General features: G+C 73.5%; 26 protein-coding genes. 12 read left to right on the plus strand and 14 right to left on the minus strand.

What is annotated here, in order from left to right:
• Nucleotides 1-290: 290 nt before the first annotated feature.
• Together HT134_RS40865 and HT134_RS40870 are read left to right on the plus strand one after the other, a co-directional pair.
• Nucleotides 291-1,469, plus strand: a complete 1,179-nt coding sequence (locus HT134_RS40865) for a S1C family serine protease (protein WP_175605873.1) — start codon at nt 291-293, stop codon at nt 1,467-1,469.
• Nucleotides 1,470-1,595: 126 nt separating this feature from the next.
• The gene (locus tag HT134_RS40870) at nt 1,596-1,955 is read left to right on the plus strand and encodes a sec-independent translocase (RefSeq protein WP_175605874.1); all 360 of its coding nucleotides are present in this window, start codon (nt 1,596-1,598) and stop codon (nt 1,953-1,955) included.
• Nucleotides 1,956-2,037: 82 nt separating this feature from the next.
• On the opposite strand, the gene HT134_RS40875 is transcribed toward HT134_RS40870, so the two are convergent.
• Entirely contained in the window at nt 2,038-3,177 is a 1,140-nt protein-coding gene (locus HT134_RS40875) for an Mrp/NBP35 family ATP-binding protein (protein ID WP_175605875.1), read from the minus strand.
• A gap of 170 nt (nt 3,178-3,347) precedes the next feature.
• On the opposite strand from HT134_RS40875, the gene HT134_RS40880 reads away from it, so the two are divergent.
• Entirely contained in the window at nt 3,348-3,812 is a 465-nt protein-coding gene (locus HT134_RS40880) for a MarR family winged helix-turn-helix transcriptional regulator (protein WP_312888811.1), read from the plus strand.
• Here the strand turns inward: HT134_RS40880 and HT134_RS40885 are convergent.
• Together HT134_RS40885 and HT134_RS40890 are read right to left on the minus strand one after the other, a co-directional pair.
• Nucleotides 3,796-4,263 (minus strand): DUF1003 domain-containing protein, encoded by a 468-nt coding sequence (locus tag HT134_RS40885; protein WP_175605876.1) that lies wholly within the window; start codon nt 4,261-4,263, stop codon nt 3,796-3,798. The two genes, HT134_RS40880 and HT134_RS40885, sit on opposite strands and share 17 nt — an antisense overlap.
• 52 nt (nt 4,264-4,315) lie before the next feature.
• Nucleotides 4,316-5,521, minus strand: a complete 1,206-nt coding sequence (locus HT134_RS40890) for a magnesium transporter MgtE N-terminal domain-containing protein (RefSeq protein ID WP_312888812.1) — start codon at nt 5,519-5,521, stop codon at nt 4,316-4,318.
• Between the two features lie 93 nt (nt 5,522-5,614).
• On the opposite strand from HT134_RS40890, the gene HT134_RS40895 reads away from it, so the two are divergent.
• Nucleotides 5,615-6,598 carry an EamA family transporter gene (locus tag HT134_RS40895; protein ID WP_175605877.1) on the plus strand — a complete coding sequence of 328 codons (984 nt, stop codon included), beginning with the start codon at nt 5,615-5,617 and terminating at the stop codon, nt 6,596-6,598.
• Between the two features lie 86 nt (nt 6,599-6,684).
• Here the strand turns inward: HT134_RS40895 and HT134_RS40900 are convergent, their stop codons facing one another.
• Nucleotides 6,685-7,056 (minus strand): hypothetical protein, encoded by a 372-nt coding sequence (locus HT134_RS40900; RefSeq protein ID WP_175605878.1) that lies wholly within the window; start codon nt 7,054-7,056, stop codon nt 6,685-6,687.
• A gap of 94 nt (nt 7,057-7,150) precedes the next feature.
• Between HT134_RS40900 and HT134_RS40905 the strand changes: the two genes are divergently transcribed.
• On the plus strand, nt 7,151-8,038 hold the full coding sequence (locus HT134_RS40905) for an alpha/beta fold hydrolase (RefSeq protein ID WP_175605879.1): 888 nt from the start codon (nt 7,151-7,153) through the stop codon (nt 8,036-8,038).
• 124 nt (nt 8,039-8,162) lie between these two features.
• Here HT134_RS40905 and HT134_RS40910 read toward each other — a convergent pair whose 3' ends face one another.
• Entirely contained in the window at nt 8,163-9,356 is a 1,194-nt protein-coding gene (locus HT134_RS40910; protein WP_246366442.1) for a cytochrome P450, read from the minus strand.
• Between the two features lie 139 nt (nt 9,357-9,495).
• On the opposite strand from HT134_RS40910, the gene HT134_RS40915 reads away from it, so the two are divergent.
• Nucleotides 9,496-10,440 (plus strand): HpcH/HpaI aldolase/citrate lyase family protein, encoded by a 945-nt coding sequence (locus HT134_RS40915; RefSeq protein WP_175605880.1) that lies wholly within the window; start codon nt 9,496-9,498, stop codon nt 10,438-10,440.
• Here the strand turns inward: HT134_RS40915 and HT134_RS40920 are convergent.
• Complete coding sequence (locus HT134_RS40920) at nt 10,437-10,985, minus strand: DUF6529 family protein (protein ID WP_175605881.1); 549 nt, start codon at nt 10,983-10,985, stop codon at nt 10,437-10,439. The two genes, HT134_RS40915 and HT134_RS40920, sit on opposite strands and share 4 nt — an antisense overlap.
• The gene (locus tag HT134_RS40925) at nt 10,982-11,701 is read right to left on the minus strand and encodes a hypothetical protein (RefSeq protein WP_175605882.1); all 720 of its coding nucleotides are present in this window, start codon (nt 11,699-11,701) and stop codon (nt 10,982-10,984) included. The genes HT134_RS40920 and HT134_RS40925 overlap by 4 nt, the downstream gene beginning before the upstream one ends.
• 394 nt (nt 11,702-12,095) lie before the next feature.
• Here HT134_RS40925 and HT134_RS40930 point away from each other — a divergent pair, with 394 nt between their 5' ends.
• On the plus strand, nt 12,096-13,019 hold the full coding sequence (locus tag HT134_RS40930; protein ID WP_175605883.1) for a CPBP family intramembrane glutamic endopeptidase: 924 nt from the start codon (nt 12,096-12,098) through the stop codon (nt 13,017-13,019).
• A 497-nt stretch (nt 13,020-13,516) separates the two neighbouring features.
• Nucleotides 13,517-16,729: a hypothetical protein gene (locus tag HT134_RS40935; RefSeq protein ID WP_175605884.1), complete on the plus strand. Its 3,213-nt coding sequence runs from the start codon at nt 13,517-13,519 to the stop codon at nt 16,727-16,729.
• Nucleotides 16,730-16,858: 129 nt separating this feature from the next.
• Here the strand turns inward: HT134_RS40935 and HT134_RS40940 are convergent, their stop codons facing one another.
• On the minus strand, nt 16,859-17,305 hold the full coding sequence (locus tag HT134_RS40940) for an NUDIX hydrolase (protein WP_312888813.1): 447 nt from the start codon (nt 17,303-17,305) through the stop codon (nt 16,859-16,861).
• A 22-nt stretch (nt 17,306-17,327) separates the two neighbouring features.
• Between HT134_RS40940 and HT134_RS40945 the strand changes: the two genes are divergently transcribed.
• The 3 genes from HT134_RS40945 to HT134_RS40955 all read left to right on the plus strand — a co-directional run bounded on the left by HT134_RS40945 (nt 17,328) and on the right by HT134_RS40955 (nt 19,819).
• Nucleotides 17,328-17,960, plus strand: coding sequence for a DUF6758 family protein (locus HT134_RS40945; RefSeq protein ID WP_217708953.1), 633 nt, complete (start codon nt 17,328-17,330; stop codon nt 17,958-17,960).
• A 41-nt stretch (nt 17,961-18,001) separates the two neighbouring features.
• Complete coding sequence (locus tag HT134_RS40950) at nt 18,002-18,715, plus strand: MBL fold metallo-hydrolase (RefSeq protein WP_175605887.1); 714 nt, start codon at nt 18,002-18,004, stop codon at nt 18,713-18,715.
• A gap of 102 nt (nt 18,716-18,817) precedes the next feature.
• The gene (locus HT134_RS40955) at nt 18,818-19,819 is read left to right on the plus strand and encodes a RecB family exonuclease (RefSeq protein WP_175605888.1); all 1,002 of its coding nucleotides are present in this window, start codon (nt 18,818-18,820) and stop codon (nt 19,817-19,819) included.
• A 288-nt stretch (nt 19,820-20,107) separates the two neighbouring features.
• On the opposite strand, the gene HT134_RS40960 is transcribed toward HT134_RS40955, so the two are convergent.
• From HT134_RS40960 to HT134_RS40970, 3 genes are all read right to left on the minus strand, one after another.
• The gene (locus HT134_RS40960) at nt 20,108-21,010 is read right to left on the minus strand and encodes an oxygenase MpaB family protein (RefSeq protein ID WP_175605889.1); all 903 of its coding nucleotides are present in this window, start codon (nt 21,008-21,010) and stop codon (nt 20,108-20,110) included.
• 14 nt (nt 21,011-21,024) lie between these two features.
• Nucleotides 21,025-21,915, minus strand: a complete 891-nt coding sequence (locus tag HT134_RS40965; protein ID WP_175605890.1) for an alpha/beta fold hydrolase — start codon at nt 21,913-21,915, stop codon at nt 21,025-21,027.
• Between the two features lie 193 nt (nt 21,916-22,108).
• A complete protein-coding gene (locus HT134_RS40970; RefSeq protein ID WP_217708955.1) occupies nt 22,109-23,965 on the minus strand; it encodes a DEAD/DEAH box helicase in 1,857 nt (618 codons plus the stop codon).
• A 349-nt stretch (nt 23,966-24,314) separates the two neighbouring features.
• Between HT134_RS40970 and HT134_RS40975 the strand changes: the two genes are divergently transcribed.
• Nucleotides 24,315-24,959, plus strand: a complete 645-nt coding sequence (locus HT134_RS40975) for a ferritin-like fold-containing protein (RefSeq protein WP_175605891.1) — start codon at nt 24,315-24,317, stop codon at nt 24,957-24,959.
• A gap of 559 nt (nt 24,960-25,518) precedes the next feature.
• Here HT134_RS40975 and HT134_RS40980 read toward each other — a convergent pair.
• The 3 genes from HT134_RS40980 to HT134_RS40990 form a co-directional block, all read right to left on the minus strand.
• A complete protein-coding gene (locus HT134_RS40980) occupies nt 25,519-25,821 on the minus strand; it encodes a DUF3107 domain-containing protein (protein WP_246366444.1) in 303 nt (100 codons plus the stop codon).
• Nucleotides 25,822-25,873: 52 nt separating this feature from the next.
• Complete coding sequence (locus tag HT134_RS40985) at nt 25,874-26,494, minus strand: TetR/AcrR family transcriptional regulator (RefSeq protein ID WP_175605892.1); 621 nt, start codon at nt 26,492-26,494, stop codon at nt 25,874-25,876.
• A 64-nt stretch (nt 26,495-26,558) separates the two neighbouring features.
• Nucleotides 26,559-26,762 carry a hypothetical protein gene (locus HT134_RS40990; protein ID WP_175605893.1) on the minus strand — a complete coding sequence of 68 codons (204 nt, stop codon included), beginning with the start codon at nt 26,760-26,762 and terminating at the stop codon, nt 26,559-26,561.
• Nucleotides 26,763-26,790 lie beyond the last annotated feature (28 nt).

Genomic DNA, 26,790 nt, shown 5'->3' on the forward strand with positions numbered 1-26,790 from the left:
GGGAGGGCGGCGGTCCGCCCTTCGGCCGGTCCGACGGCGGTGACACGCCTTTCGGGCGGCCTGACGGCGGTGACACGCCCTTCGGACGGCCGGACAGCGGCGAGGGCCCCTTCGGGCGCGCCGGGGACAACCCCTTCGGCCGGCCCGACGGCGGCGAGGCCGCGTTCGGCGCGGAAGGCCGGGAGCAGTCCTCCACCCGCACCTACGACAGCCCGTTCTTCGGCCCCGCCGCGGGCGCCTCGCCCTACGGCGGCGAGGCGGTTCCACCGCCACCGCGCCACGCGCTCGGCATGGGCCCGGGCTGGGCCCCGCCGCCCTCCGGCGGCGTCGCGGCGGCCCCACGACGGGGCCCCGGCACCGGCGTGCTCGTCGTGCTGGCCGTGGTCGTCGCCCTGGTCGCCTCCGCGCTCGGCAGCGTCGGCACCTACCTGCTCACCCGTTCCAACGGCACCGACCCGTCCTACAGCCTCGGCCCGCTCCCGAGCGGCGCCACCGACCGGGCGCCCGACTCGGTTGCCGGCGTGGCCGCGCGGGTGCTGCCCAGCGTGGTCTCGCTGGAGGTGGGCAACGGCAGCAACACCGAGGGCGCCACCGGCTCCGGGTTCCTGATCAAGAACGGTTACGTGGTGACGAACAACCACGTGGTCGCCATGGCCGCCAAGGGCGGCGAGATCAAGATCCAGTTCTACAACCGCAAGACCACGACCGGCCGCATCGTGGGCCGCGACCCCGGCTCCGACCTGGCCGTGGTCAAGCCCGAGGACACCTTCGGCACGCCCGAGATCTCCCTCGGCAACTCCGACCAGGTCGTGGTGGGCGACCCGGTCATCGCGGTCGGCTCGCCGCTCGGCCTGACCGGCACGGTCACCACGGGCATCGTCAGCTCCCTCAACCGCCCGGTCATCGCCGGCGACGAGAACGGCGGCGCCGAGGAGCCCGCCTACATCAGCGCCATCCAGACCGACGCCGCCATCAACCCCGGCAACTCCGGCGGCCCGCTGGTCAACGGCAAGGGCGAGGTGGTGGGCGTCAACTCGGCGATCGCCACGCTGAGCCGTTCGCTGACCAACCAGAGCGGCAGCATCGGCCTCGGCTTCGCCATCCCGGTCAACCAGGCGCGGCGCGTGGCCGAGGAGCTGGTGACCAGCGGCAAGGCCAAGCGCCCCAAGATCGGCATCGTGCTCGACCCCGACTACAAGGGCCAGGGCGTCCGCATCGCCTCCGAGCCCACCGAGGGCCGCCAGCCGGTCGACCCGGGCGGTCCCGCCGCCAAGGCGGGGCTGAAGGCGGGCGACATCATCCTGGAGCTCGACGGCCTGCGCCTGCAGGACGGCAACGAGCTCATCGCCCTCATCCGCAGCAAGGCGCCCGGCTCCCACATCACGGTCAAGTACCAGCGGGCGGGGCAGGAGCGCACGGCGACCCTCACGGTCACGGCCGACGACGAGCCCACGCCGTCGCCGTCCTGATCCAGGGGCGGCCGGATGCGCGGGCCGGGGCGTCAGGGGCGGGCGGTCGATCCGACCGCCGGAGCCCTTAGTCTGGAATACGCCGGGGTTGTCCTCGGTGCATCAGGACTGCGCTAGGAGCTCACGGTGTTCGGACTCGGGTGGCTTGAGGTCGGGGCGCTGATCGTCATCGCGCTTCTCGTCTTCGGGCCCGACAAGCTGCCTCAGGCGGCGGCGCAGGCCGGCAAGACGCTGCGCAACCTGCGCCGGATGGCCGCCAACGCGCGTGACGATCTGCGGGCCGGCCTGCCGCCGGAGTACCGCGACTTCGACCCGGCCGATCTCAACCCGCGCACGTTCGTCCGCAAGCACCTGCTGGACGACATCGAGGACTCCTGGAACGCCAAGCCGGCGGAGGAGCCGGTGCTCACGGCCCCGCCCCTGCCGGAGCCGGTGGACGAGCTGGGCGTCGGCGAGATCCCGCCGTACGACTCCGAGGCCACCTGACCCGCCCGGTTCCTCCCGGAGCAACCCCAGGACAAGCGACGGGCCCGCTCAGCTGTGAGCGGGCCCGAGGCGTGCGGCGCGGCTAGCGGCGGTTGGGCGACAGCCCGAGCTGCAGGCCCTTGAGGCTGGAGCCGCGCTTGCTCAGCGTGGCCGCGATCGAGCGGAGCTCGGCCGCCGCCGGCGCGTCGGGGTCGGTCAGCACCAGCGGCTTGCCCTCGTCGCCGCCCTCGCGCAGCCGCAGGTCGATCGGCACCTGGCCGAGCAGCGGCACCCGCGAGCCGAGCGTCCGGGTCAGCGCGTCGGCGACGGTCTGGCCGCCGCCCTCGCCGAAGACCGCGATGCGCTCGTCGCAGTGGGGGCACGGCAGCCACGCCATGTTCTCGATGACGCCGGCGATCTGCTGGTGGGTCTGGGCCGCGATCGAGCCGGCCCGCTCGGCCACCTCGGCGGCCGCCATCTGGGGCGTCGTCACGACGAGGATCTCGGCGGACGGCAGGCGCTGCGCGACCGAGATGGCGATGTCGCCGGTGCCCGGGGGCAGGTCGAGGAGCAGGACGTCGAGGTCGCCCCAGTACACGTCGGCCAGGAACTGGTGCAGTGCCCGGTCGAGCATCGGGCCGCGCCACACTACCGGCGTGTTGCCCTCCGGCTTGAACATGCCCACCGAGATGACCTTGATGTCATGCGCCACCGGCGGCATGATCATGTCCTCGACCTTGGTCGGCCGCTCGGAGGCGCCCAGCATGCGCGGGATGCTGTGGCCGTAGATGTCGGCGTCGACGATGCCGACCTTCAGGCCGCTCGCGGACATGGCGGCGGCCAGGTTGACCGTGACCGACGACTTGCCGACGCCGCCCTTGCCGCTGGCCACCGCGAAGACGCGGGTCAGCGAGCCGGGCTGGTTGAAGGGGATCTCCTTCTCGGGGGCCCGGTCGCCGCGCAGCTTCGTCTGCAGCTCCTTGCGCTGCTCGGTGCTCATGACGTCCAGCTCGATCTCGACACCCGTGACACCGTCGAGCCGGGAGACCGAGGCGGTGACGTCGCGGCGGATGGTGTCCTTCAGCGGACAGCCCGCGATCGTGAGGTAGACGCCGACACGCACCACGCCGTCGGGCGTGATGTCGACGCTCTTGACCATCCCGAGATCGGTGATCGGACGACGGATCTCGGGGTCGATGACGGTGGCGAGGGCGGCCGTCACCTGTTCCTGGGTTGGTGCCATCGAAGTCTCGGCACGAAGGGAGTGCCGTCCCTCCTTAGTGGTCTCTGTGTGACAGGCGCTGCACGCCGGTGAGGATGCCCCTCCATGGTATGAACCAGGGGCGCGGCGCGGTTAATCCACGCTGCACGACGGACTGTTTAGGTGTGCGTGCAACAAACTAAGGTTACTCCGTGACTCTTCTGCGCGACGAGCGCCTCACCGCCGAGGAGCTGGTGGTGTGGCGGATGCTGCAGCGGGCGCAGGTGCGGATCGCCCGGCACCTGGAGGCCGAGCTGCTGGTCGCCCACGACCTTCCGCTCGCGTCGTACGACGTGCTGTCGCAGCTCGCCGAGGCGCCGGAGCGGCGGCTGCGGATGAACGACCTGGCGGGCAGGGTGCTGCTGTCCCGCAGCGGCCTGACCCGGCTGATCGACCGGCTGCAGCGCGACGGGCTGGTGAACCGCGAGGCGTGCGAGAGCGACGCCCGGGGGCTGTTCGCGGTGCTGACCGACGCGGGGGTGGCCCGGCTGGCCGAGGCGACGCCCACCTACCTGCGCGGCGTCCGCGCGCACTTCCTCGACGCCCTGGGCCCGGACGAGATCGGCCAGGTGCGGGAGCTCGTGGCCCGCCTGACCGGCGCTACGGGCGCTCCCTGAGCTCCTCCAGCAGGTGCTGGAGCTCCGAGCGCAGGTAGTCGCGGGTGGCGACCTCGTTCAGGGCCATCCGCAGCGCCGCGATCTCCCGGGTCAGGTACTCGATCTCCGCCTGGTTGCGCTCGGCCGCCTCGCGGTCCTGCTCGTACTGCACCCGGTCACGGTCGGCCTGCCGGTTCTGGGCGAGCAGGATGAGCGGCGCCGCGTACGACGCCTGGAGCGACAGCATGAGCGTGAGGAAGATGAACGGGTACGGGTCGAAGGCCAGCTCGGCCGGGGCGACGGCGTTCCAGAGCACCCAGACCGCCACGACCACCGTCATGTAGACGATGAACCGCGCGGTTCCCAGGAAGCGGGCGATCCGCTCCGACAGGCGGCCGAACGCCTCCGGGTCGTAGTGGGGGCGCAGCGTGCGGCGCAGGTCGCGCGGCTGGTCCAGCCGCTCGGCCGTCACGACGACGCCCCGATGCGCGGACCCGGTGCGGCGGGCCCCGGACGGCGGGCGGTCATGGGCGCGCGCCTTCGCGCCAGTCGGCCGGCAGCATGTGGTCCAGCACGTCGTCCACCGTGACCGCGCCCACCAGCCGCCCCAGCTCGTCGACCACCGGCGCCGCCACCAGGTTGTAGCTGGCGAGGTACTGGGCGACCTCCGGCAGTGTGAAGCCGGGTCGGATGGGGTCGATCGACGGGTCGAGCACCGAGCCCAGCAGCGTCGAGGGCGGGTCGCGCAGCAGCCGCTGGAAGTGGCTGACGCCCAGGTACGCCCCCGTGGGCGTCTCGTTCGGCGGCCGGGTGACGTACACCTGCGCCGCGACGGACGGCGAGAGGTCCTTCTGCCGGATGTGCGCGAGCGCCTCGGCGACCGTGGCGCTCGGCGGCAGGATGACCGGCTCGCTGGTCATCATGCCGCCGGCCGTGTCCTGCGGATAGGTGAGCAGCCGCCGCACGGGCGCGGCCTCGCCCGGCTCCATCAGCGCCAGCAGGTGGGCGGCCTGGTCGGCGGGCAGGTCGTTGAGCAGGTCGGCCGCGTCGTCGGGGTCCATCTCCTCCAGCACGTCGGCGGCCCGAGCGGGTTCGAGCGTGCCGAGGATGCCGATCTGGTCGCGGGGCGGCAGCTCCTCCAGCACGTCGGCGAGCCGGTCGTCGTCGAGCGCGCGGGCGACCTCGATGCGCCGCTTGCCGGGCAGCTCGTGCAGGGCGCTGGCGATGTCGGCGGCCCGCATCGACTCGAACGCGGCGATCAGCCCGGCCGCGCCCTGGTCCTTCTGGAGCGCGTCGAACCCGGCCGCCTCCTCCCAGGCGACGATCCGGGGGTCGCGCCGCCGCCGGCCCCGGTACACGGCCACCTTGGTGATCTCCCAGGCCGACGGCCTGACCTCCTCCATGGCGAGGTCGAAGACGGTCATCGGCTCGCCGCCGACGGTCACGGTACGGTCCAGCATCTCGCCGATGACCAGCGTCTCGGTCGAGCGCTTCTCGAAGCGGCGCATGTTGAGCCGGCCCGTGAAGACGACCGCCCCGGCCTCGATGCCGCGCACGCGGGTGACGGGCAGGAAGACGCGGCGACGCGGCTGGACCTCGACCACCATGCCGTGGACGGCGGGCCGCAGCGGGCCGCGCAGGCCGACCACGACGTCGCGGATCCGGCCGATCTGGTCGCCGGCCGGGTCGAAGACCGAAACCCCGGCCAGGCGGGCCACGAAGATCCTCACATTGAGCAGGCTAACAGCCGGACGGCATTGCGCTCCTGGCACCGGACATGTCAGTATCAAAAGTGAGGAACGGTAATTACGGGTGGGGTGGCGATGCGATATTCGGGTCTCGCGATGGCCTTCGTCTCGGCGTGGTGCTTCGCGTTCTCCGGGCCCATGGCCAAGTACCTGAACGCGGCGGGGCTGGCGCCCATCGAGGCGGTCTGGACCCGCATGGCCGGGGCGGGGCTGCTGATGGTCGCCGTGCTGGCCGTGGTCAAGCCGTCGGCGCTGCGCATCCCGCGCTCGCGCCTGCCGTTCTTCGGGGTGTACGCCGTCGTGGCCGTCGCCGGGGTGCAGTCGCTGTACTTCGCCGCGCTGACCCGGCTGCCGGTGGGGATCGCCCTGCTGCTGGAGTACATGGCGCCGGTCATGGTGGTCGTGTGGGTGCGGTTCGTGCGCAAGATCCGGCTGGCGCGCTCGGCCTACCTGGGCGCGGTGGTCGCCGTCGTCGGGCTCGGCATCGTCGTCGAGGTCTGGGACGGGCTGCGGCTGGACGCGCTGGGGCTGCTGCTGGCTCTGGTGGCCGGGGCGTGTTGCGCCGGATATTTCCTGATGAGCGATAGCTTCGGGGACGACGTGGACCCGCTGGGCCTCATCGCCTGGGGCATGCTCGGGGCGGCCGTGGTGCTCGTGCCGTTCGCCCGGCCGTGGGGCATCCCGTGGGAGGCGTTCACCCGGCTGGCCACGCCCGAGGGAGGCGGCCTCACCCTGCCGGCGTTCGCGGCGTACCTGTGGATGGTGCTGGTCGCCACCGTCGCGGCGTACATCCTGGGCGTCAACGCGGTGCGCCGCCTCTCGGCGGCCGTCGGGGCGACGGTGGCGTCGCTGGAGGTCATCGGCGGGGCGGTGGTGGCCTGGGCGCTGGTCGGCGAGGCGCTCGGGGCGTTCCAGATCCTCGGCGGGCTGCTGGTGCTGTCGGGGGCGCTGCTCGCCCAGACGGCGGCCTCCCGTGGCGGCGCGCCCGCGCCCGCCGGGGAGCCGGTGCCCACCGCCGAGGCCGAGGCCCGGCTCAGCCTCGACCGCGCCTCCGGCTGACCGTCCTCGGCGTCGGATCCTCAGGGCGTAAGCCGCCGTCCTCCTCAGCGCCGGTGGCCCTGCGCGGTCGGCGCGGGAGGGCCGGGTCAGGCGTCCAGCGGCGTGAGACGGACGACCGTGGACCGCCGGGCCCAGCGGTCGGTCAGGTGCGCGCCGTCGGGCGCGTTGAGCCGCTCCTTGGCCAGCGCGGCGACCGCCTCCCGCTCGGCTTCCTGGTCCACCACCTCGACGGCCGCCTCGAAGTCCACCAGTCGCGCGCCGTTGTCCTTGCTGCGCAGGGTGACGCGGACGCGGTCGAGGCCGGCGAGCCCCGGCAGCTCCTGCTCGCCGCCGCCGGTCACGAGGTAGACGGCGCCGTCGTGCCAGGTGTGCCAGGCCAGGCGGGGGCGGTCGAGGCCGAGCCAGAGGACGCCGGACTTCTTCGCGCCCTCCTCGATGGCCGCGCGTGTGTCGCTCACGTCCCGACTGTAGTCCAGGCCGGTAATCCGGTGGCAGGCCGCGCGGCGGCCCGCCTACAGTCGCCGGTCGGGAACCTACGAGGAGGGATCGACCGTGAACTACGGGGTGCGGGAGCCGGAACGGCTGGGCCGGGTGACGCTGCGCGACGGGCGGGGGCTCGGCTGGGCGGAGTGGGGGCCGGCGGACGGGACGCCGGTGCTGTTCTTCCCCGGCGCGGCGACCGGCAGGAGCCTCGGCTTCGGCGCGGACGACCTCGCGCGGCTCGGCGTGCGGCTGGTCTCGGTGGACCGGCCGGGACTGGGCGCCTCCGACCCCGACCCGGAGCGTACGTTGCTGACCTGGGCGGACGACGTCCGCGACCTCGTCGGCGGGCTCGGCATGACGGGCGGCGCGGCGGTGGTGGGCTTCTCGCACGGCGCGCCGTTCGCGCTGGCGTGCGCGGCCGCGGGGGTCGTGACGGCGGCGTCGGTGGTGTCCGGGCTGGACGAGCTGACCCACCCGGAGCTCGCCGGGCTGCTGGATCCGGGTGTGGCGGGGCTCGTACGGGCGGCCGGGGAGGACCCGGACGGGCTGGAGGCGGCCATGACGCGCGACGCGGGCGCGGAGATGATGTGGCGGCTCGTGACCGAGCTGAGCCACCCCTCCGACGTCGCCGTCTACACCGACCCGGCGTTCGCCCCCGCCTACCGGCGGGCGCTGGAGGAGGGCTTCGCGCAGGGCGCCGCCGGGTACGCGCGCGACCTGGTGCTCGCCTACCGTCCGTGGCCGTTCGCGGTGGAGAGCATCGCGGTGCCGGTCGAGCTCTGGTACGGCGGGCACGACCCCGGGACCGTCCACTCCCCGGACCACGGGGCCGTCCTGTCGCGCCGTATTCCCGGATCCCGGCTGCGCGTGCTGCCCGACGAGGGCGGCTCGCTGCTGTGGACCCGCTCGGCGGACGTGCTGGAGGGGCTGCTGGAGGTGTCACGCGCGGCCGGATGAGCGGCTCGGGGTGACGGCGTCGCAGCGTCACGGATCGCGGAGTCGTGGATCGCAGCGTCACGGATCACAGCGTCACGGATCACAGCGTCACGGATCACAGCGTCACGGATCACAGCGTCACGGATCACAGCGTCACGGGGAGTGAGGCCAGGCGCCACGTGCCGGGGTCGGGGGCGCGCATCGCCTCCTCCGGGGCGGGCGCGAGGTCCGGGAAGCGGCGCAGCAGCGCGGCCAGCGCCGCCTCGGTCTCCACCCTGGCGAGCGAGGCGCCGAGGCAGAAGTGCGGTCCGTGGGCGAACCCCAGGTGGGTCGCCTCGCGGGTCAGCGTGACGTCCAGCCGGTCGGGGGCGGCGAACGCGCGGGGGTCCCGGTTGGCGGCGGCGACCGAGGCCGTCACGGCGTCACCCGCCCGGATGGTGACGCCGTGCAGCTCGACGTCCTCGCGCGCGTGGCGGGGGACCGTCAGCAGGATCGGGCCGCACCAGCGGATCAGCTCCTCGACGGCGCGGGGCATCAGGGCGGGGTCCTCGCGCAGCGCCTTGAGCTGGGCCGGCTCGGACAGCAGGGCGTGCACGGCGTTCGCGATGAGGTTGGCCGGCGTCTGCCCGGCCAGGACGAGGTGCCAGACCAGGGTGACCAGCTCGGTGTCGGTGAGCCGGTCGCCGTCCTCGGTCTGTGCGCGGATGAGCTCGGACAGCAGGTCGGGGGCCGCTTCCGCGCGGCGGCGGGCGACCGCCTCCTTGGCGTCGGTCATGATCCCGGGGATGGCCGCGGCGAATCCCCGGCCCGCGCCCGCCGCGACCAGCGCGCCGTACTCGTGCCAGCGCGCCCGGTCGGGCTCGGGCACTCCCACCAGCTCGCAGATGACCTCCATGGGCAGCGGCGCGGCGAAGTTCCGCAGCAGGTCCACCCCGCTGCCGCCGTCCCCGGCGCGCTCGGCGAGCGCGTCCAGCAGGCGTTCCACGACCCGCTCGATCGCGGGCCGCAGGGCCGCGGCCCTGCGCGCGGTGAACGCGGGCGCGACCAGCCGGCGCAGCCGCAGGTGCTCGGGCCCGTCCATCTCCGACATCGTCCGCATGTACGGCAGGCAGTCCTCGGGCACGTCCGGCCGCAGGAAGCTGCCGGAGGTGATCGCGAAGCGGGGGTCCGCCAGCATCGCGCGGGCGCCCTCGTACCGGGTCAGGGTCCACAGCGGCGGCAGGCCGGGCGTGACCACCCGGGCCAGCGGCGACCGCTCCCGCGCCCTGCCGTACGCCGTGAACGGGTCGCCGACGACGTCGGGATCGGTGAGGTCGATCTCAGGGACGTCCACCATCATCCAAGCCCTCCTAGATGTTGAGATCATGTGATGTGACAATCTAGATGATGACATCATCTGAGAACAACGCGCAGTGATGCGCTCCGGGAACCACGCCGCCGTCGCACCTTCGCCGGACGGAACCACTAGCGTGTGCGGCATGCGCTCACGTCGATCGGTTCTGGCAGTGCCCGGCAGCAACCCCCGGTTCCTGGAGAAGGCCCAGACCCTGCCGGTGGACGCGGTCTTCCTCGACCTGGAGGACTCCGTCGCGCCGCTGGCCAAGGACGAGGCCCGCGCCAACGTGGTGACCGCGCTGCGCGAGGGCGACTGGACCGGCAAGACCCGCGTCGTCCGGGTCAACGACCTGTCCACCCAATGGACGTACCGGGACGTGATCGAGGTCGTCGAGGGCGCCGGCGACCGCCTCGACTGCCTCATGCTGCCCAAGGTCCAGGACTCCACCGAGGTCGTCTGGCTCGACACGCTGCTCACCCAGATCGAGAAGGCCAAGGGCTACGAGGTGGGCCGCATCGGCATCGAGGCGCAGATCGAGAGCGCGCGCGGGCTGGTCAACGTCGACACGATCGCGGGCTGCTCCCGGCGGCTGGAGACGCTGGTGTTCGGCCCCGCCGACTTCATGGCCTCCATCAACATGCGCACCCTGGTCGTGGGCGAGCAGCCGCCCGGCTACACCGAGGGCGACGCCTACCACTACATCCTCATGCGGCTGCTCATGGCCGCCCGGACGCACGACCTCCAGGTGATCGACGGGCCGTACCTCCAGATCAAGGACCTCGACGGCTTCACCCGGGTGGCCCGGCGCTCCGCCGCGCTCGGCTTCGACGGCAAGTGGGTGCTGCACCCGTCACAGGTGGACGCGGCCAACGCGGTCTTCTCGCCCAGCCAGGAGGACTACGACCACGCCGAGCTGATCCTCGACGCGTACGAGTACCACACGACGGTCGAGCGGCGCGGCGCCGCCATGCTGGGCGACGAGATGATCGACGAGGCGTCGCGCAAGATGGCGCTGGTCGTGGCCGCCAAGGGGCGCGCCGCCGGGCTGAGCCGTACGAAGACGTTCCAGCCCGGCCGATCCGGTTAGAGCGTCACCCCCACGCTGGTGAAGAACCAGAACGCCGAGGTCAGCCACAGCCCCACCAGCGCCGTGAACGCCAGCCCGCCCAGCACCGGCAGCGTCCAGCCCGGCGTGCCCCGCCTGGGCAGCGCCAGCATCTTCGCGGTGAAAACGCCGTAGAAGAAGCAGCCGAGCAGCGAGTGGGCGAGCACCCGCGGCACGTCGTACTGGAGCCCCAGCGCGTACAGGCAGTGGAACGCGACCGGGATCGTCAGGATGAACGCGATCCGGCCCGACCAGCGGTGCACGAGCGGTGAGACGGGGATCGGCAGCCTGCCCCACATCGACAGGGCCGAGATGACCTGGACGATCGCCAGCGCGAACGCGCCCATCGTCAGCCACGCCTTCATCGGCAGGGCCCCCGAGAAGCCCGCCGGTCCGACGGCGAAGCCCGTGGGGGCGTGGAGCCGGCCGTACACGCCCAGCGCCAGCGCCACGAGCGCGCCCGCGAGCAACGGGGTGAGCAGGACGGCCGAGCCGCTGGGCGGCCGGCGGCGAACGGTGGTGGTCATCGCATCTCCTCGATGAAGCCGTCGACGTCCTTCGGGTGGAGCGTGGTCTCACCGGCCCGCACGGGGTCGGTCGGCCGGTCGCCGTTCAGCTGGGGGACGTCGATCTGCTCCTCGCCCTCGAAGGCGGCGCCGACCTGGGTGAAGCCGCCCTGCGGGCGCTTCAGCACGATCCAGCCCGCGCGGATCTTCGCGCCGCGCACCTGGGCGGTCGCCCGGTACAGGCCCGACGGCTTCCTGACCGCCGGCGCGGTGAACGTCCAGCGCTTGCCGCCGACCTTCAGCCAGCCCGTGGCCTTGCCGCCGCCCAGGCCGGCACCGGCCGCCGCGCCGCCGAAGCCCTCCAGGCCGATCTTCCCCTCGGCCGCGTCGCCCTTGAACCACGCCTCGGTACGGCCGTCGCAGAAGTAGCCGATGGCCTTGTCGCCGCGGACCGAGATGGCGATGAGACCGCCGTTGCGGTCGACGCGGCCCGCGTAGTCGGCCTTCACCGGGCCCTTGGCCGTGCGGGACGGCGACGGCGTGGCCCGCGGTGTGCTCTGCTCCGTGCCCTTCTCGGTGCTCTGCTCGGGCGCCGGGGTCGGGGCGCCGGTGTCGGTGGTGCCGCTCGCGGCGGGGGTACGGTTCGCCACGGGTGTCGCGGTGATGCTGGCGACACCGAGCCCCGCGGCGAGTGCTGCTCCGGCCGCCAGGGTGAGGACAGGTCCCAGCCTTGACATTGGATCCGCTCCCAGGGTCGACATGCTGACGGACCGATCATCCGCCCAAAACGTGGCGCCGTCTGTGAACTAATGCGCATCGGGTGGACAGAATGTAAAGATGCAGGAGAACTCAGGACCCCAGCTTCCGTACGGCACGGAGCCGTCCGGGCCCGTCCACCAGCCATGGCGCGCGGGCTCCCCTGAGTCCGCCCCGGCCCACGGGCCGGAAGGCCCCTCCTACGGCCCCGGCGCTGCTCCGTACGGCGGCCAGTCCGGCCCTGCTCCGTACGGCGGCCAGTCCGGCGTCTCCCCGTACGGCGGCCAGCCGTATCCCGGGCATCCGGCGTATCCGGATCAGCCGCCTTATCCTGCTCAGCCGCCCTATCCGGGTCAGCCGCCCCATCCGGGGGCGATGCTTCCGCAGCCGGTGTCCTGGTTCGCGCCCACTCCGTCGGGCGCCCGTTACGACCACCTGGCCAGGACGCCCCTCGCCCGCCCATGGCGGCAGATCGTCGGGACCCTGCTGGTCGCCGTCGGGTTCGTGATCGTGGGAGTCGTGGTGGTCCTCGCCGGCTCCGTGCTCGCGACGCTCGCCGGGCTGCCCATGCCGATCACCCCCGACGAGACGTTCGGCGACCCGGTCTTCGGAATGACGGTGCTGCTGCTGTCGATCGCGGCCGTGCTGCCGCTGGTGTTCGGCACGGCCGCGCTCGTGCAGCGGCGCCGGCCCGGCACGCTCTCGTCGGTGGCCGGGCGGCTGCGCTGGCCGTGGCTCCTGTCGTGCGCCGGACTCGCCGTGCTCGCCCTGGTGCTGGGGCAGGCCGCCCAGGCGGCGGCGATGGCGCTGACGGGGGAGGACACCTCCGACCTGTTCGGGTGGGCGGGCTGGAAGGAGTTCCTGCCGGCGCTGGTCGTGATCGTGCTGCTGGTGCCCTTCCAGGCGGCGGCCGAGGAGTACATCTTCCGTGGCTGGGTGCTCCAGGCGGTGGGCTCGCACGTGCGCAACCCGGTGTGGGCGATCGTGCTCGGGGCGGCGCTGTTCGCCTCGCTGCACGGCTACACGGGGGCGGGGATCGTGGACGTGTTCGCGTTCGGCGCGGTCATGGGGTGGCTGGCCGTACGGACGGGAGGGCTGGAGGCGCCGATCGCGCTGCACGTGGTGAACAACATGATGGCCTTCGGGTTGAGCGCGGCGGCGGGGAACCTGGACGACGCGCTGCGGCAGGGCGCGGTGCCGTGGCAGGCGCTCGCGGGGACCGTCGTGCAGCTCGGGGTGTTCGCCGGTGGGGTGCTCTATCTCGCGAAAAAGCGGTCAATCAGCGTTTTTTCCGGATGAATCCGGTGGCTGGTCTGAGGAATCTCGCTAGAGAGGTCTCGCCATTATGGCTTCGGCGTGCTGGTCTGGATCCTGTGGGGAGGCGAGGATAGCGGAGGTGATCATCTCTGCCTGGCGGGGTACTTGTCGACGCGTGCCAACACTCCATGCTGTAGGCGCATGGACCCCGAAATAGGCACCTATAAGTGGACACAAGCCCTGGAGCGGTCCGAATCGCCCGGCCGAATCCCGGAAGTGTGGTTTCTGCCCTGTTCCTTAGGTTCGACCCGTTCGACGAGCTCGACTAGGAGGTGCGCCGCGTGGCCTCCGGCCCCAGCGACCCGCCACGGCGACCGCCGGGTGACGACGACCCTCACCCGGCCCCTGCTCCCGACCCGTCCGTGACGCCCCCGTCCACCCCGGACCCGTCCGTCCGGGCCGAGCCGCGCATCAGGCACTCTCCTCCCGGCCCCACGGATGACCGGGCCAGGGGATTACCGCTGGCGTCGCCCTGGGGCATGCCGCCGTTCTCGTCGCCCGTCCCCGAGGACGAGGAGCCGCAGGAGCCGCCGAGGGGCCGCCGCCCGTACGGTTCGCCGACCGCCGAACCGGAGGCCGAGCCGCGCCGCAGGCCCCGACGGCTGGTGAACCGGCCCGACAAGCTCGTCGCGAGCGGCCCGCCCCGCCCCCAGCCGCCCCGCCCCCCGCGCCAGGACGCGGGCTCCCGAGCCCCGGCGGCGGAGCGCAGGGACGACCTGCCGCCCGGCGTCGTGCCGGCGGGCGTGGCGCCGCCCGAGGTGGTGGATCCGGGGGTGCTGCCGACCGGGGTGGTGCCGCATTCGTGGTTCGAGAAGGACGACGGCCCGCCGCGCCCGGACCCGGACCCGCCCCGCGACCCTGACGCGATCATCAGCCCGGAGAACGTCCACAGGGTTCCCCGGCTCCCTGGTCCGCCCGTGATCCACGGCCCGAACGCCGCTCACAGCCCGGAAGCACCCTCTGACGCCCCTCAAGGCCCGCCGGTGTCTGAGAGCCCGCAGGCCACTCAGGCTCCGGCCGCCGCTCACGGCCTTGACGAGGACGAGTCCGACGGCCTCCCCTCCCGGGCCCGCCCCTACGTCGCCGCCCCCCTTCCCCTCATCGACGCCCCCTCTCCCGCCCAGGGCTCACCGCACGGGGACGCCTCCGGCGACGGGGACGCCTCCGTCGAGGGTGACGGTGACTCGCCTGCCCATGGGGACACATCCGCCTACGGCCCGTCCGCCCACGGCGACGTCGCCTCCCGGGCAGACGTCATGCCCCGCGACCCCACGCCTCACGAGCAGCCCGAGGTGCGGCGGGTGGGCAGGCCGCCGGGCGGGCGGCCGACGCGACCCGACCTGCTCGTCGCCTCCGGCCCGCCCCGCCCCGGCGCCCCCGGCGGACGCCACCACCGGGGCCCCGCCCCTTCGGCCGTGCGACGGGCCAGCCCCGTGCGCGGCCGGCGCGGCATGGCCGCCCCCGTGGCCGTCGTCCTCACGCTGGCCCTGGTCATCGCCGGCACCGTGATCGTGTGGCGGTGGAACGCCCCGGCCGGCCCGGCGCTGCGGCTGGCGGCCGGCTCCGGCAGGTCCGGAGACGACCTGTTCACGGTGCCGTCCGCCGGCGACGGCTCCAACCAGGTGCTCAACGACATGGCCTCCACCGGCAGGACCGTGGTCGCCGTGGGCAGCGACACGACCAGCCCGACCCCGCGTCCGCTGTTCCTCGTCTCGTCCGACAGCGGGAGGACCTGGCGGCTCGGCCAGGTGAGCGGCGCGACCACCTCCACGGTGCGGCGGGTCGTCGGCGGCGGCGGCCGCTGGCTGGCCATCGGCGGCGACCCGGCCGGCGGCGGGCGCGGCCTGTGGACGAGCGCCGACGGCCTGGCCTGGACGGCCGTGGAGGAGAGCGGCCTCGCCGCGTTCCGGAACGGCGACGTGGTGGCCGACATCGCGCGGACCCGGTCGGGGTTCGTGGCGGTGGGCGGCACGGCCCTGGCGGACGGCGGGCTCGGCCCGGTGGCCTGGTGGTCGGCCGACGGCCGCGCCTGGCAGCGGACCGATCTGCGCGAGCTGGACGCGTTCGACCTGCGGGCGGTGGTGGCGAGGGGCGACACGGTCGTCGCGGTGGCCCGCCCGGCGCAGGGCGAGGGCTCCCGGGTGGTGCGCTCGGCCGACGGTGGGCGCACCTGGCGGGCGACCGGGTTCCAGCTCCCGGAGGCGCTGCCGCGCGCCGGGTCGCTGGCCGTGCTGCCGAAGCAGTTCCTGCTCGTGCCCACCCGGCAGCGCACGGTCGAGGGCACCGTACGGGTCTACTGCTCGCCGTCCGGGGAGCAGTGGGCGCAGTGCGGCTCCATCGGCGGGCTCGACGGGGAGAGCCCCGGCGTCGAATCGGTGATCACCCATCCGGGCGGCGTCGCCGTGGTGGCGCAGGCCAAGCTGGACTCGTACGCGGTGCTGAACAGCTCCGACGGACGTACTTGGACGAAACGGGCGGACCTGTCGGGCCTGAAGGGCGCCACGCTGCGCGGGTTCACGATCACGCAGTCCGGCACGCTGCTCGCGGGCGGCGACCGGGCGGCGGCGGACGTCGACAACCAGCTCGTGCTGCTGTCCGCGCCGCCGCGAGGCGCCGCCTCCCGCGTACGCCTGGCCGACGTGGAGGGCCTGTCGCGGATCGCCCGCCAGACCAACGGCCTGGCCGCCCACGACGGCAGGTACGTCGCGGTCGGCAGCGCCTCCGGCGACGCGGGCATCTGGACCAGCCTCAACTGGAAGAGCTGGACCTCGATGAGCCTCGGCGGCCCGCGCGAGCAGCAGCTCGCCGACGTCGTCCACGGCCGCCGGGGCTGGCTCGCGGCCGGCTCCACGCAGGCGGGCATCGGCGTCACCGAGCCGCTGCTGGTCTCCTCCGGCGACGGCCGCTCCTGGAAGACGATCCCGGCGACCGGCGACCTGGGTCGCGCGCAGGACCACACGCGCCTCGCCGTGACGGCCGTGGCGGCCGGCCCGGACGGCTACATGCTGGCCGGCGAGGACACGAACGCCTCCGGCGTGACCGGCCCGGCGCTCTGGTTCACCCGCGACCTGCGCAAGTTCACCCGCTCACGCAAGCTGCCGCAGGGCGGAGCCGGCGTCCGCGTGCACGACCTGGCCGCCACCCCGGACGGCTATGTCGCGGTCGGCGCGGCCGGCGGCGGCGACGGGGAGCGCGGCGTGGTGTGGGTGTCGGAGGACGGCCTCAACTGGAAGGCCCGCAAGCGGCTCCTCCCGGACGGGGCGTCCTCGGCCGGGCTGAGCCACGTCACCGCGTACCAGGACAGGCTGGTCGCCATCGGCGCCGCCCGCGTGCAGGGCGCCCGCCGGGTGTTCGCGGCGGTCTCGCGGGACGACGGCACCACGTGGAGCACGGCGTGGCTGCCGGCCGAGAAGGCGGCGGACGTGGACGACCTGGCGGCGACGGACCAGGGGCTGGTGGCGGTCGGCTGGCACGGCGCGCCGGGCGACGCCGACAGCGCCGCGTGGATCTCCCAGGACGGCACGACCTGGACCCGCTCCGACCTGACCAAGGACCGGCTCGGCGGGCCGGGCATGCAGTGGCTGGCGGCGGTCACGGTGGCCGGATCGGAGGTGGTGGGCCTCGGCCGCAGCACCACCTACGACGCGGACCACCTGATCCTGTGGACGTCCACCCTGACGTCCAGCCGCTGACCGTCCACACGGGTCGGCCGGGCACGCCCCGCCGCTCACCTGGGTCATGCGGGGAAGACGACGCAGGTCGCCAGGTCACGCGGGGTGGCCACGTCACCTGGGGTGGCCACGTCGCGTGGGGTCGTCAGGTCACGCGGGCCGGGGCCACACGCGCCACTCGCGCAGCGCCTCGGCCAGCCCCTCGGTCAGCGGCAGCCGGGCGACGTCCCGGGGCGAGCACCAGCGCGCCTCGGCCGCGTCGTCGGCGGCGGCCAGCGCGCCGCCCGTCACGGTCGCCAGATAGTCGCGGATCTCGTACGTCACCCCACCCGGGCCCGGCCGGTCCACGACGCCCGCCAGCCGCCCCACGGCCACACGCAGGCCCGTCTCCTCCAGCACCTCGCGCTCCAGGGCCATGGTGTCCGTCTCGCCCGGCTCGACCCGGCCGCCCGGGATCGACCACAGGCCCTCGCCCGGCGGGTGGCCGCGCCGTACGAGCAGCAGCCTGCCCTCCCCGTCCGTGATCACGGCGCCCACACAATTTACGCGCACCTGACCAACATTACGGCGACGGGACCGCCATGGCCTTGACGGCACGGTGCTCCACGACGCACCGTTGATGACTGTGAAAGCGGCTCCAACCTGCCCACGGTGCTTTGGCCCGCTTCACGGGCCCAACGCGTGGTCCAGCGCATGGCGGTGCGACGCGCACGGCGACGTGCTGCCCTTCCAGCCCCCGTACCCGGCCTCCGACGTCGCCGCCGAGGCGTTGCGCAAGAGCTCGGTCGTCCCCGTGTGGATGCCCTGGCCGCTGCCCGCCGGGTGGCTGGTCACGGGGTTCGCCGAGGCGGGCGACGAACGCAGCGGCGGCAGGGCCAGCGTGGTCGCGCTCAGCGGCCCGTCGCTCAGCCACGGGCCCGCCGACCTGCTGGTCGTCGCCGAGGAACCCGGCGTGGGGCTGGGGGCGGCGTTCGCCGGGCTGAGCGGCCCCGACCCGGGCGAGGGGTTCGACGCGGGGCCGCCGAACGCCAAGGTCGAGGTGCTGGGCCACCCCACGCCGCTGTGGTGCGTCGGCGGGGCGGCCGACCGCGCCGTCTACGCGGGCGAGGCGCTCGGCAACTGGATCTGGACGATCGCCTGGCCTGCCGACGCGGGCTGCCTGATCGCCCTTACCGATCTCAGCCTTCTCGACCTGCGCGATCACGAGTTCGACCTGCCTTTCGGCGCGTTCTCGCCACGGCTCGGCGGTTGAGCAGTACGCTGCGACGGCCGGACGGACTAGGCTTCGGAAGCGTGACAGCGCGTATCGAGCGAGTGGTGACCGAGGGCGTCGTCGACATCGACGGCGCCGAGCACAAGGTCGAGAACAACACGTGGATCGTGGGCGACGACGACGAGGTGATCGTCATCGACCCGGCGCGTGACGCCGACAAGATCCTGGAGAAGGTCGGCGAGCGTGAGGTGCTCGCCGTCATCTGCACCCACGGCCTGCCCGACCACGTCGGCGCGGCCATCGAGGTGGCCAGCCGTGACGAGGCCGTCATCGCCCTCCACCCCAAGGACAAGCCGCTGTGGCGGGAGACCTGGTCCGAGACGTGGCCCGACATCGAGATGGAGGACGACGGCGTCTTCGGCGTCGCCGACGTCCAGCTCGACGTCATGGAGACGCCCGGCATCAGCGCCGGCGGCGTGTCGCTGTACTCCGAGGCCCTGGGCGCGGTGTTCACCGGCAAGACGCTGCAGGCCGACGGCCCGGGTAAGCTCGGCGGCGAGTACCCCGCCCTGCCCGACCAGCTCACCGCCATCGGCGGGCGCCTGTTCACCCTGCCCGGTGAGACCAGGGTGCTGCCCGCCCACGGTGACGAGGTGACCATCGGCGATCTGGAGCCGCACTTCGACGACTGGGTGTCGGGATCGCTGACCCGCACCGCCGCCGCCGAGGAGGAGGGCCCGCTCACCGACGGCACCCGCATCGCCGGCATCAAGCTCGACCCGGACGACGACTAGGGTGCGAGGAAGCGCCGTCGCCCCCGACCGCGAGGAAGCGCCGTCGCCTGGACCGATGAGCGTCGGGGACGAAGCGATCAGAGCGACGAGGGAAGGCTGAGCATGGACCAGCTTCCCCTGGAGGGGATGCCGCGGCGGCTCTACTCGTGCACGCCGTCGCGGCTCAACACCTGGCTCGACTGCCGGCGCCGCTACCGGTTCACCTACCTCGACCGGCCCCAGCCGGCCAAGGGGCCGGCGTGGGCCCACAACAGCGTCGGCGCCAGCGTGCACAACGCGCTGGCCGGGTGGTGGCGCGAGCCGTACGAGCGGCGCACCCCGCTGACCGCGGCCGTCTTACTCACCAACGGGTGGATCAAGGAGGGCTTCCGCGACGAGGAGCAGTCGGCGCGCTGGCTCGGCCGCGCCCGTGACCTCGTCTCCGGTTACGTCAGCACCCTCGACCCCGCCGACGACCCGGTCGGCGTGGAGCGCACCGTCGCCACCCGTACCAAGGTCGTCGCGCTGTCCGGGCGGATCGACCGGCTCGACCGGCGGGGCGACGAGCTCGTGGTCGTCGACTACAAGACCGGGCGGCGTCCGCTCACCCAGGACGACGCCCGCTCCTCGCTCGCGCTGGCCGTCTACGCCATCGCGGCGTCCCGGATGATGCGCACGCCCTGTCACCAGGTCGAGCTGCACCACTTGCCCACCGGCGAGATCGTCGAGTGGCGGCACACGGACGAGTCGCTGGAGCGTCACCTGCGGCGGGCCGAGGAGGTGGCGGAGGAGGCGTCGGCCGCCGACGAGCGCTACCGCGAGGCCGTGGCCCAGCCGCCCGGCTCCACCCGTGGACGGGGCTCTCAGGGCCGGACAGGACAGAGCTGGGCGGGACAGGGCCGGGCAGGACAGGAACGGGCCGGGCAGGGACAGGCCGGGCAGGGACAGGCCGCCGCGCAGGAGCGGGCGGCGCAGGGGGCGGTGCCCCAGGTGCCGGCCGAGGTGGACGCGCTGTTCGCGCCCAACCCCGGGCCCATCTGCTCGTGGTGCGACTTCCGCCGCCACTGCCCCGAGGGCCGGACCGCCGGCCCCGACCGCAACCCCTGGGACGGCCTCGCCGAGTAGCCGCACCCGCCCTGATCCCTGGAAACGGCCTCACCGAGTAGCCGCACCCGGCCCTGACCCCTGGGACGGCCGGGCGCAGTAGCCGCACCCCGCCCTGACCCCTGGACGCCCGGCGGGTCAGCGGGGGAGCGGTTCGACTCCTGGGGCGCGGCGAGGCTTCGGGCCGTCACCCTGGGGCGCGGCGGGGGCTTGGGTTCGGGTGGGTCAGCCTTGGGCGGCGCGGGCTTGGGGTCCGGGTTCGGGTGGGTCAGCCCTTGGGCGGCGCGGGCTTGGGTCCGGGTGGCTGGGTCAGCCCTTGGGGGCGCGGCACGGGTCGGTCAGGCCGCGCAGCCCCCTGCTCACGTCATAACCGGCCGCGCCGAGCCGCTCGCGGCAGCCCCGCAGCATGGCCCGCGTGGCCGGCATGAACGCCCGGTCGTGCACCGGCTCCGGCAGGCTGTTGAACAGCAGCCGGAACGCCCGCAGCCCCGCCGTCACCAGAGCGGGAGGCACCTCGGGCAGCACGCCGTACATCCGCCGCGCCCACTCCGGCAGCGAGTAGTAGCACAGCGCCCCGAACGGGAAGTAGAGCGGCTTGCCCGCCGACAGCATCCGCAGCTCCCGCGGCAGCCGCGGCCACAGCAGGAACCGCACGGTCGCCGCGGCCTCCTCGGTGACGCGCAGCGACGGCCGCACCGCCTTGAAATAGGCGTCCATCTCGGCGCACGAGCCGGGCACGTCCTCGGCGTGCAGACCCACGTACGTGGCGCTCCTGCGCTGCTCGCTCAGGTAGCGGTCGGCCTGCTCCTCCGTGAGGCCGAGCCCCCCGCGCCGGGCCACCTCCAGGTACGACGACACCTCGGCGCAGTGCACCCACAGCAGCAGCTCGGGGTCGTCCACGCGGCGCGTCGCGCCGGTGACCGGATCGGTGGCCCGCAGGCTGCGGTGGATGCCCCGCACCCGCCGGCCGATCTCGGCCGCCTCCTCGGGGCTGCCGAACGTCACCCGGCCCACGAAGTCGGCCGTGCGGCGCAGCCGGCCGAACGGGTCGTCCTGGAAGGAGGAGTTCTGCCAGACGCCGCGCATGGCGACCGGGTGCAGCGCCTGGAGCATGAGGCCGCGGACACCGCCGACCCACATGGCGCGGTCGAGGTGGACCCGCCAGGTGGCGCTCTCGGGAGGTTGGACGACGATCTCGTCGATGCCGGCCATGATGGGCAGCAGGATTACACGGAGGCGGACCTGGTGTCCATGTGACGGGTCTCGGCCCGGTTCCAGAACCTGATGAGCGCCGCGGCCGTCGTCTCGGGGGCCTCCACGGCGGGCGAGTGGGCGGCGCCGGGCACCACCACGATCTCCGCGCCGAGCGCCTGGGCCATCTCGGCCTGCACGTCGGCCGGCCAGCCGTCGTCGTGCTCGCCGTACAGGACGAGCGTCGGCACCTCGACCTGACGCAGTTCCTCGGTGCGGTCGTGCATGCTCACGACCTCCTGCGCCATGCGCGACAGGCCGACGGGGGAGTTGGACAGCAGCCGCTTGCGCAGGAACGCCAGGATGTCGTCGGGCACCCCCGCCGACAGGGCCTCCGGCTCGAAGCTGTCGTGCCACACCTGCTCCAGGCCGAAGCGCGGCACCTCCTCCATGATCCGGCGGCTGGCGTGCGCCCGCCGCCCGACGATCGCGGCCGGGCCGGAGCTCATCAGCGTGTACGAGGCGAACTTCGTGCGCCCGTCGATGACCGCCTCCCGCGTGACCAGCCCGCCGAAGGAGTGGCCCACCAGGTGGAGCGGCTCGCCGTCGCCGACGATCTGGGCCAGCAGGTCGATGTCGGCGCCGAGCGCGGCGCAGGTGTAGGCGCCGGGGTCGTCGGGGCCGGGCGTCTCGTACTGCCCGCGCAGGTCGACCGCGAGCACCCGGCGGCCCGACTGGGCGAGCGTCTGCAGGACCGCGATGAAGTCTTCCTTGCTCCCGGTCAGGCCCGGCACCAGCAGGGCCGGCCAGCGCTCCACCACGCCGCTCACGGGTAGCGCCTCCAGAGCCGCGAAAGCGCCCTGGGGCGTTTCCAGCTTCAGCGGCGTGACGCCAGGTGGCAGGTTCAGGAATCGCGGCGTACTCACGTGGGGCAACAATACCCCGAGGTCAGCGCTCCGACACCGGCGAACGGAGGACGCTGGTGCGACTTCTGGCGACTTGCGCCGTCTGTCCTTCCTGAGCGGAAACGCGTCAGTGCTCCGGGAAGGAACGCTCAGGAGAAACGCGACGGGGCGCGCACCCCGGAAGGTGCGCGCCCCGCTCGCTCGTGCCCGCGCGTCAGCCGGCGCGGCGGCGACCGCCGCCACCGCCGCCGCCACGGGGCTGGCGGCGCTGCTGCTTGCGCTCCGTCGCCGCCGACGGCGCGATGTCGTCGTCGTCCGTGGCCAGGTCAGGCGACTGGAAGATCACCGTGAACGGGTTGGGCGGGATGATGCGCTCCGGCTCCGTGCGGACCGGAGGCGGCGGGGTGGACAGGAAGCTCGGCTCCGGCACGCGCTCGGCGACCGGCTCTGCCTCCCGCACCTCGCGCGCGGTCTCCCGCACCTCGGGCGCCGTCTCGCGCACCTGGCGCTCCGTCTCGCGCACCTCGCGGCGCTCGGTCTCCCGCGCCTCGCGCCGGCCGGTGTCGGCCTCGGCCTTCCGGGTCCGGCGCCTGGCGGTGTCCGTGGACTCCGTGGACTCCGTGGTGTCCGCGGTGCCCGTGACGTCGGCGGCCGGCTGGGCGGCCGCGCGGCGCGTACGGCGGCGCGGCTCGGCGGCCACGGCCTCCACCTCATCCGCGGAGATGATCGCGGGCGTCTCGTCGGTCCTGCGTGAGCGGTCGTCCACGAGCTCGACCTCCGGCGTCTCTACGGGAGCGTCTTCGGCCAGCCTGCCGCCACGGGTGCGGCGGCGCTGGCGTGGCGTGCGCGCCGGGCGCTCCTCGCGCTCCTCGCGCTCGTCACGACGGCGGCCACGGGTGCGGGAGCGGCCGGTCTCACCCAGGTCTTCCAGGCGCTCGGCCGACAGCCCCGCCCGCGAGCGGTTGGCGTGCGGCAGCACGCCCTTGGTGCCCTCGGGGATGCTCAGCTCGGAGTAGACGTGCGGGGACGTCGAGTAGGTCTCCTCGGGCTCGGCGAAGTCGAGACCGAGCATCTGGTTGATCATCTTCCAGCGGGTCAGCTCCTCCCACTCGACGAACGTGACCGCGATGCCCGTGCGCCCGGCCCGGCCGGTGCGGCCGATGCGGTGCACGTAGGTCTTGTCCTCGGTGGGGGCGTCGTAGTTGACCACGTGGGTGACGTCGTCGATGTCGATGCCGCGCGCCGCCACGTCGGTGGCGACGAGCACGTCGATCTTGCCGTTGCGGAACGCCCGGAGGGCCTGCTCGCGCTGGCCCTGCCCGAGGTCGCCGTGGACGGCCGCGACCGCGAACCCGCGGGTGTCGAGCTGCTCGGACACCATGTCGCAGGCCCGCTTGGTCTCGCAGAAGACCATGGTGAGCCCGCGGCCCTCGGCCTGGAGCAGCCGGGACAGGATCTCGATCTTGTCCATCCGGTGGACCCGCCACACGAGCTGGCGGACCTGCGGCGTGGCCTCGCCCTCGCCGCTGTCGTGCTCGGCGCGGACGTGGGTGGGCCGGTTGAGGTACTTGCGCGACAGCGCGACGATCTCGCCCGGCATGGTCGCCGAGAAGAGCATGGTCTGCCGCTGCTCGGGGATGAGCTTGAAGATCCGCTCGATGTCGGGCAGGAAGCCCAGGTCGAGCATGCGGTCGGCCTCGTCGAGCACGAGCGAGGTGATCTGGCTCAGGTCGAGGTGCTTCTGCTTGACCAGGTCGAGCAGGCGGCCGGGGGTGCCGACGATCACGTCGACCCCGGCCTTGAGCGCTTCGACCTGCGGTTCGTACGCGCGACCGCCGTACACGGTCAGGACTCGGGAGCCGAGCTTGCCCGCGGCCGTGACGAGGTCCTCGCTGACCTGCGTGGCCAGCTCGCGGGTGGGCACGACGACGAGCCCGCGTGGCTTCTTGCGGTTCTTGCGCGGCTTGCCGATGCTCTGGAGCATCGCGATGCCGAACGCGTAGGTCTTGCCGGTGCCCGTGCGGGCCTGGCCGATCAGGTCCTGGCCGCTCAGTGCGAGCGGGAGTGCCATCTCCTGGATCGGGAACGGCGTGGTGATGCCCTCGGTCTCGAGGGCATCGGCGATTTCTGGAGTGACTCCGAGGTCTCGGAAAGTCGTCAGCGTGGCCTGCCTCAGTCTCAAATGAAGGCGGGCCTGCCGGGACCGGATGGGCGGAAACGTTCGCCGTTGCCTGGGTCCTCGCGGTAGAGCCAGCCCTCTCGCGTCATTAGCGACCGCGGCCCGGGGAGTCGGGGGTTTTCGGGGGAACCCCCGAATTTACACAGTGCGGTCGCACTTTCACAGAGCAGTGTACTCGATACCACAACGCTGGCCGAGCTTCCGGATGTTCCCGAAGATTGCGCGAAGTACGCTGCGTTCCATGAAGGAGTCTCCTGGTGTGGTCGACCTGCTCGGTGTCCTGGCGTATGCCGAGCTCAGCGCGTTCGCGCGGATGACGGAGGACGCCGCGTCGCTGGCGCCCTCCCTGACGGACCGGGCCGCCCTGAGCGAGCTGGCCGTGGCGGAGTACGCGCACTTCCGGCTGCTGCGCGACCAGCTCGCCGAGCTGGGCGCCGATCCCGAGGAGGCCATGTCGCCGTTCGTGGCGGCGCTGGACGGCTGGCACGCCCAGACCGCGCCGGGCGACTGGCTGGAGGCGCTGGTCAAGGCGTACGTGGGGGAGGGGATCGCGCTCGACTTCTACCGCGAGGCGGCCAGGCGGCTGGACCCGCCGCTCGCCAAGCTGGTGGACGTGGTGCTCGCGGACGAGGGCCGCTCGCAGTTCGCGGTGGAGCGGGTCAGGGCGGCGCTGGAGGCCGACCCGGTCGCGGCGGGACGGCTGGCGCTGTGGGCGCGGCGGCTCGTCGGCGAGGCGCTCAGCCAGGGGCAGCGGGTGGCAGCGGCCCGGCCGGAGCTGGCGCGCATGCTGGTCCCGGACGACGCGGACGACCAGGCCGAGATCTCGCGGATGTTCGCCCGGCTGACGGAGGAGCACGGCAAGCGCATGACGGCCCTGGGCCTCTGACGACCCGGTGATGGCCATCACCGGCCCCGGCGGCCCAGGGCGAAAAGCCTGTGGCGAGCCGGTGACAATCCTGTGGCCGATGGCGGCCTCGGTGACGGCGGCGCAGGCGGGTGTGGTGGGTCAGGGGTGGTGGGCGCGCGTTCCCTGGCGGGCGAGGCGGCAGCCTCGGGGCGGCCGGCGGGCGGGCAGCGCCTCCCGCGGTGGTTCGGCGGCTGGGCAGCGTGCGCTCTCCCTGCGGAGCACGGGGCGCGAGGTCCAGCTGTCAGGTCCGCATCTCGTCAAGGAACCGCCGTGGCGGCGCCAGGCCCTCATACCGGCACGGTACAGCCGTTCGGGCTCGCGCGCCCGCCCGATGGGCGACGCCGTCGTGCCCGGGCGGGCACCGGATGAGCCGAGGGGGCCGCGCGGCCGGGGCCGGCGGGTGGCCCGGGCGGTGGCCTCGACGAGCGGGGCGCTCCGCGGCGGGCGTGCTCCGGTGGACGCGGCCCGGCGGGTGAGGGGAGGGACCCCCTCACGCGCCGGCGGGTGAGGGGGCGGACCCCCTCACCCGTGGCTCACGTCAGAGAGTGCCGCCGAAGCCGACCGGGCGGGACTCGTCCTCGCCGATCTCGACGAACCCCAGCGACGAGGTGGGCACGAGGACGCGCCTGCCCTTGACGTCGGTGAGCGCGACCACGCCCCGCTCGACCGCGAGGGCGTTCCTGATCTCCTCTTCGACCTGCTCGGGCGACAGCTCGGTCTCGATGACGAGCTCGCGGTGCACGGAACGTACACCGATCTTGACTTCCATCATGCTCCCTTTCGTGGTGCCTGTGGACGCGGCCGCTCCGAGCTCGCGCTCGACGGGGGCTGGCACTCTCATGGTCACCCCTCAGGGGGCCGGGCGGGTGGGGTGATCGCGCCCAGCGAACGGGTTAAGCCGTACGCGGAAAACCGCTGATGCCGCGCCAGGCGAGCCGGGCGACGAGCTGCTCGGCCGCCTCCTTGGGGATGGAGCCGTGCGTGGTGACCCAGTAGCGGGCGCTCACCTCGGCCATGCCGACCAGGCCGACGCCCAGGAGGTGGGCCTCGTCGCTGGTGCAGCCGGTGTCCTCCTGGATCACCGCGCTGACCATCTCCGCGCACTCGCGCAGCGAGCGCTCCACCCGCTGGCGCACCGGCGCGACGTTGCGCAGGTCGGACTCGAACACCAGCCGGAACGCCTCGCCCTGGGTGGAGACGAAGTCGAAGAACGCCGCGAACGTCGCCTGCACCCGCAGCTTGTTCTCGTGGGTGGAGGCGAGGGCCTCGCGGCACCGGTTGACCATGTCGTCCACGTGCATGTCGAGCAGCGCGAGGTACAGCTCCAGCTTGCCGGGGAAGTGCTGGTAGAGCACCGGCTTGCTGACCCCGGCCCGGTCGGCGATCTCGTCCATGGCGGCCGCGTGGTAGCCGTTCTCGACGAACACTTCCTGGGCGGCGCTGAGCAGCTGCCGGCGGCGGGCGAGTCGGGGCAGCCGGGTGCCCCGGGGCTTGGCGTCCGGGGTTGCTGTCACGCGGGTCTCCCAAGGGTCTGTCAGTGTGCCGTGTTGGCACATCCTACGTGCGGGTCAGGCGGCCTCACCGGTAGTCGTCGTCATCGAGGTCCACGACGCGGTCCTGGTCGGCCGCGTCGGCGGGGTCGGCCTCCAGCGGAAGGTAGGGGCGCCGGGCATCCGTGTCCTCGCGGGCGGGACGCTGCTGATCCAGGGCGTCGGCCTCCGGCGCCTCGATCGACATCTCATCCTCCTCCTCGAAGGTGCGGTCGTCGTCGATCTCCGACATGTGAAGTCCCCTTCCAGGTGTGGGCCGT

Origin of the sequence: Nonomuraea rhodomycinica (genome assembly GCF_013363995.1) — a bacterium.
Lineage (GTDB): Bacteria > Actinomycetota > Actinomycetes > Streptosporangiales > Streptosporangiaceae > Nonomuraea > Nonomuraea rhodomycinica.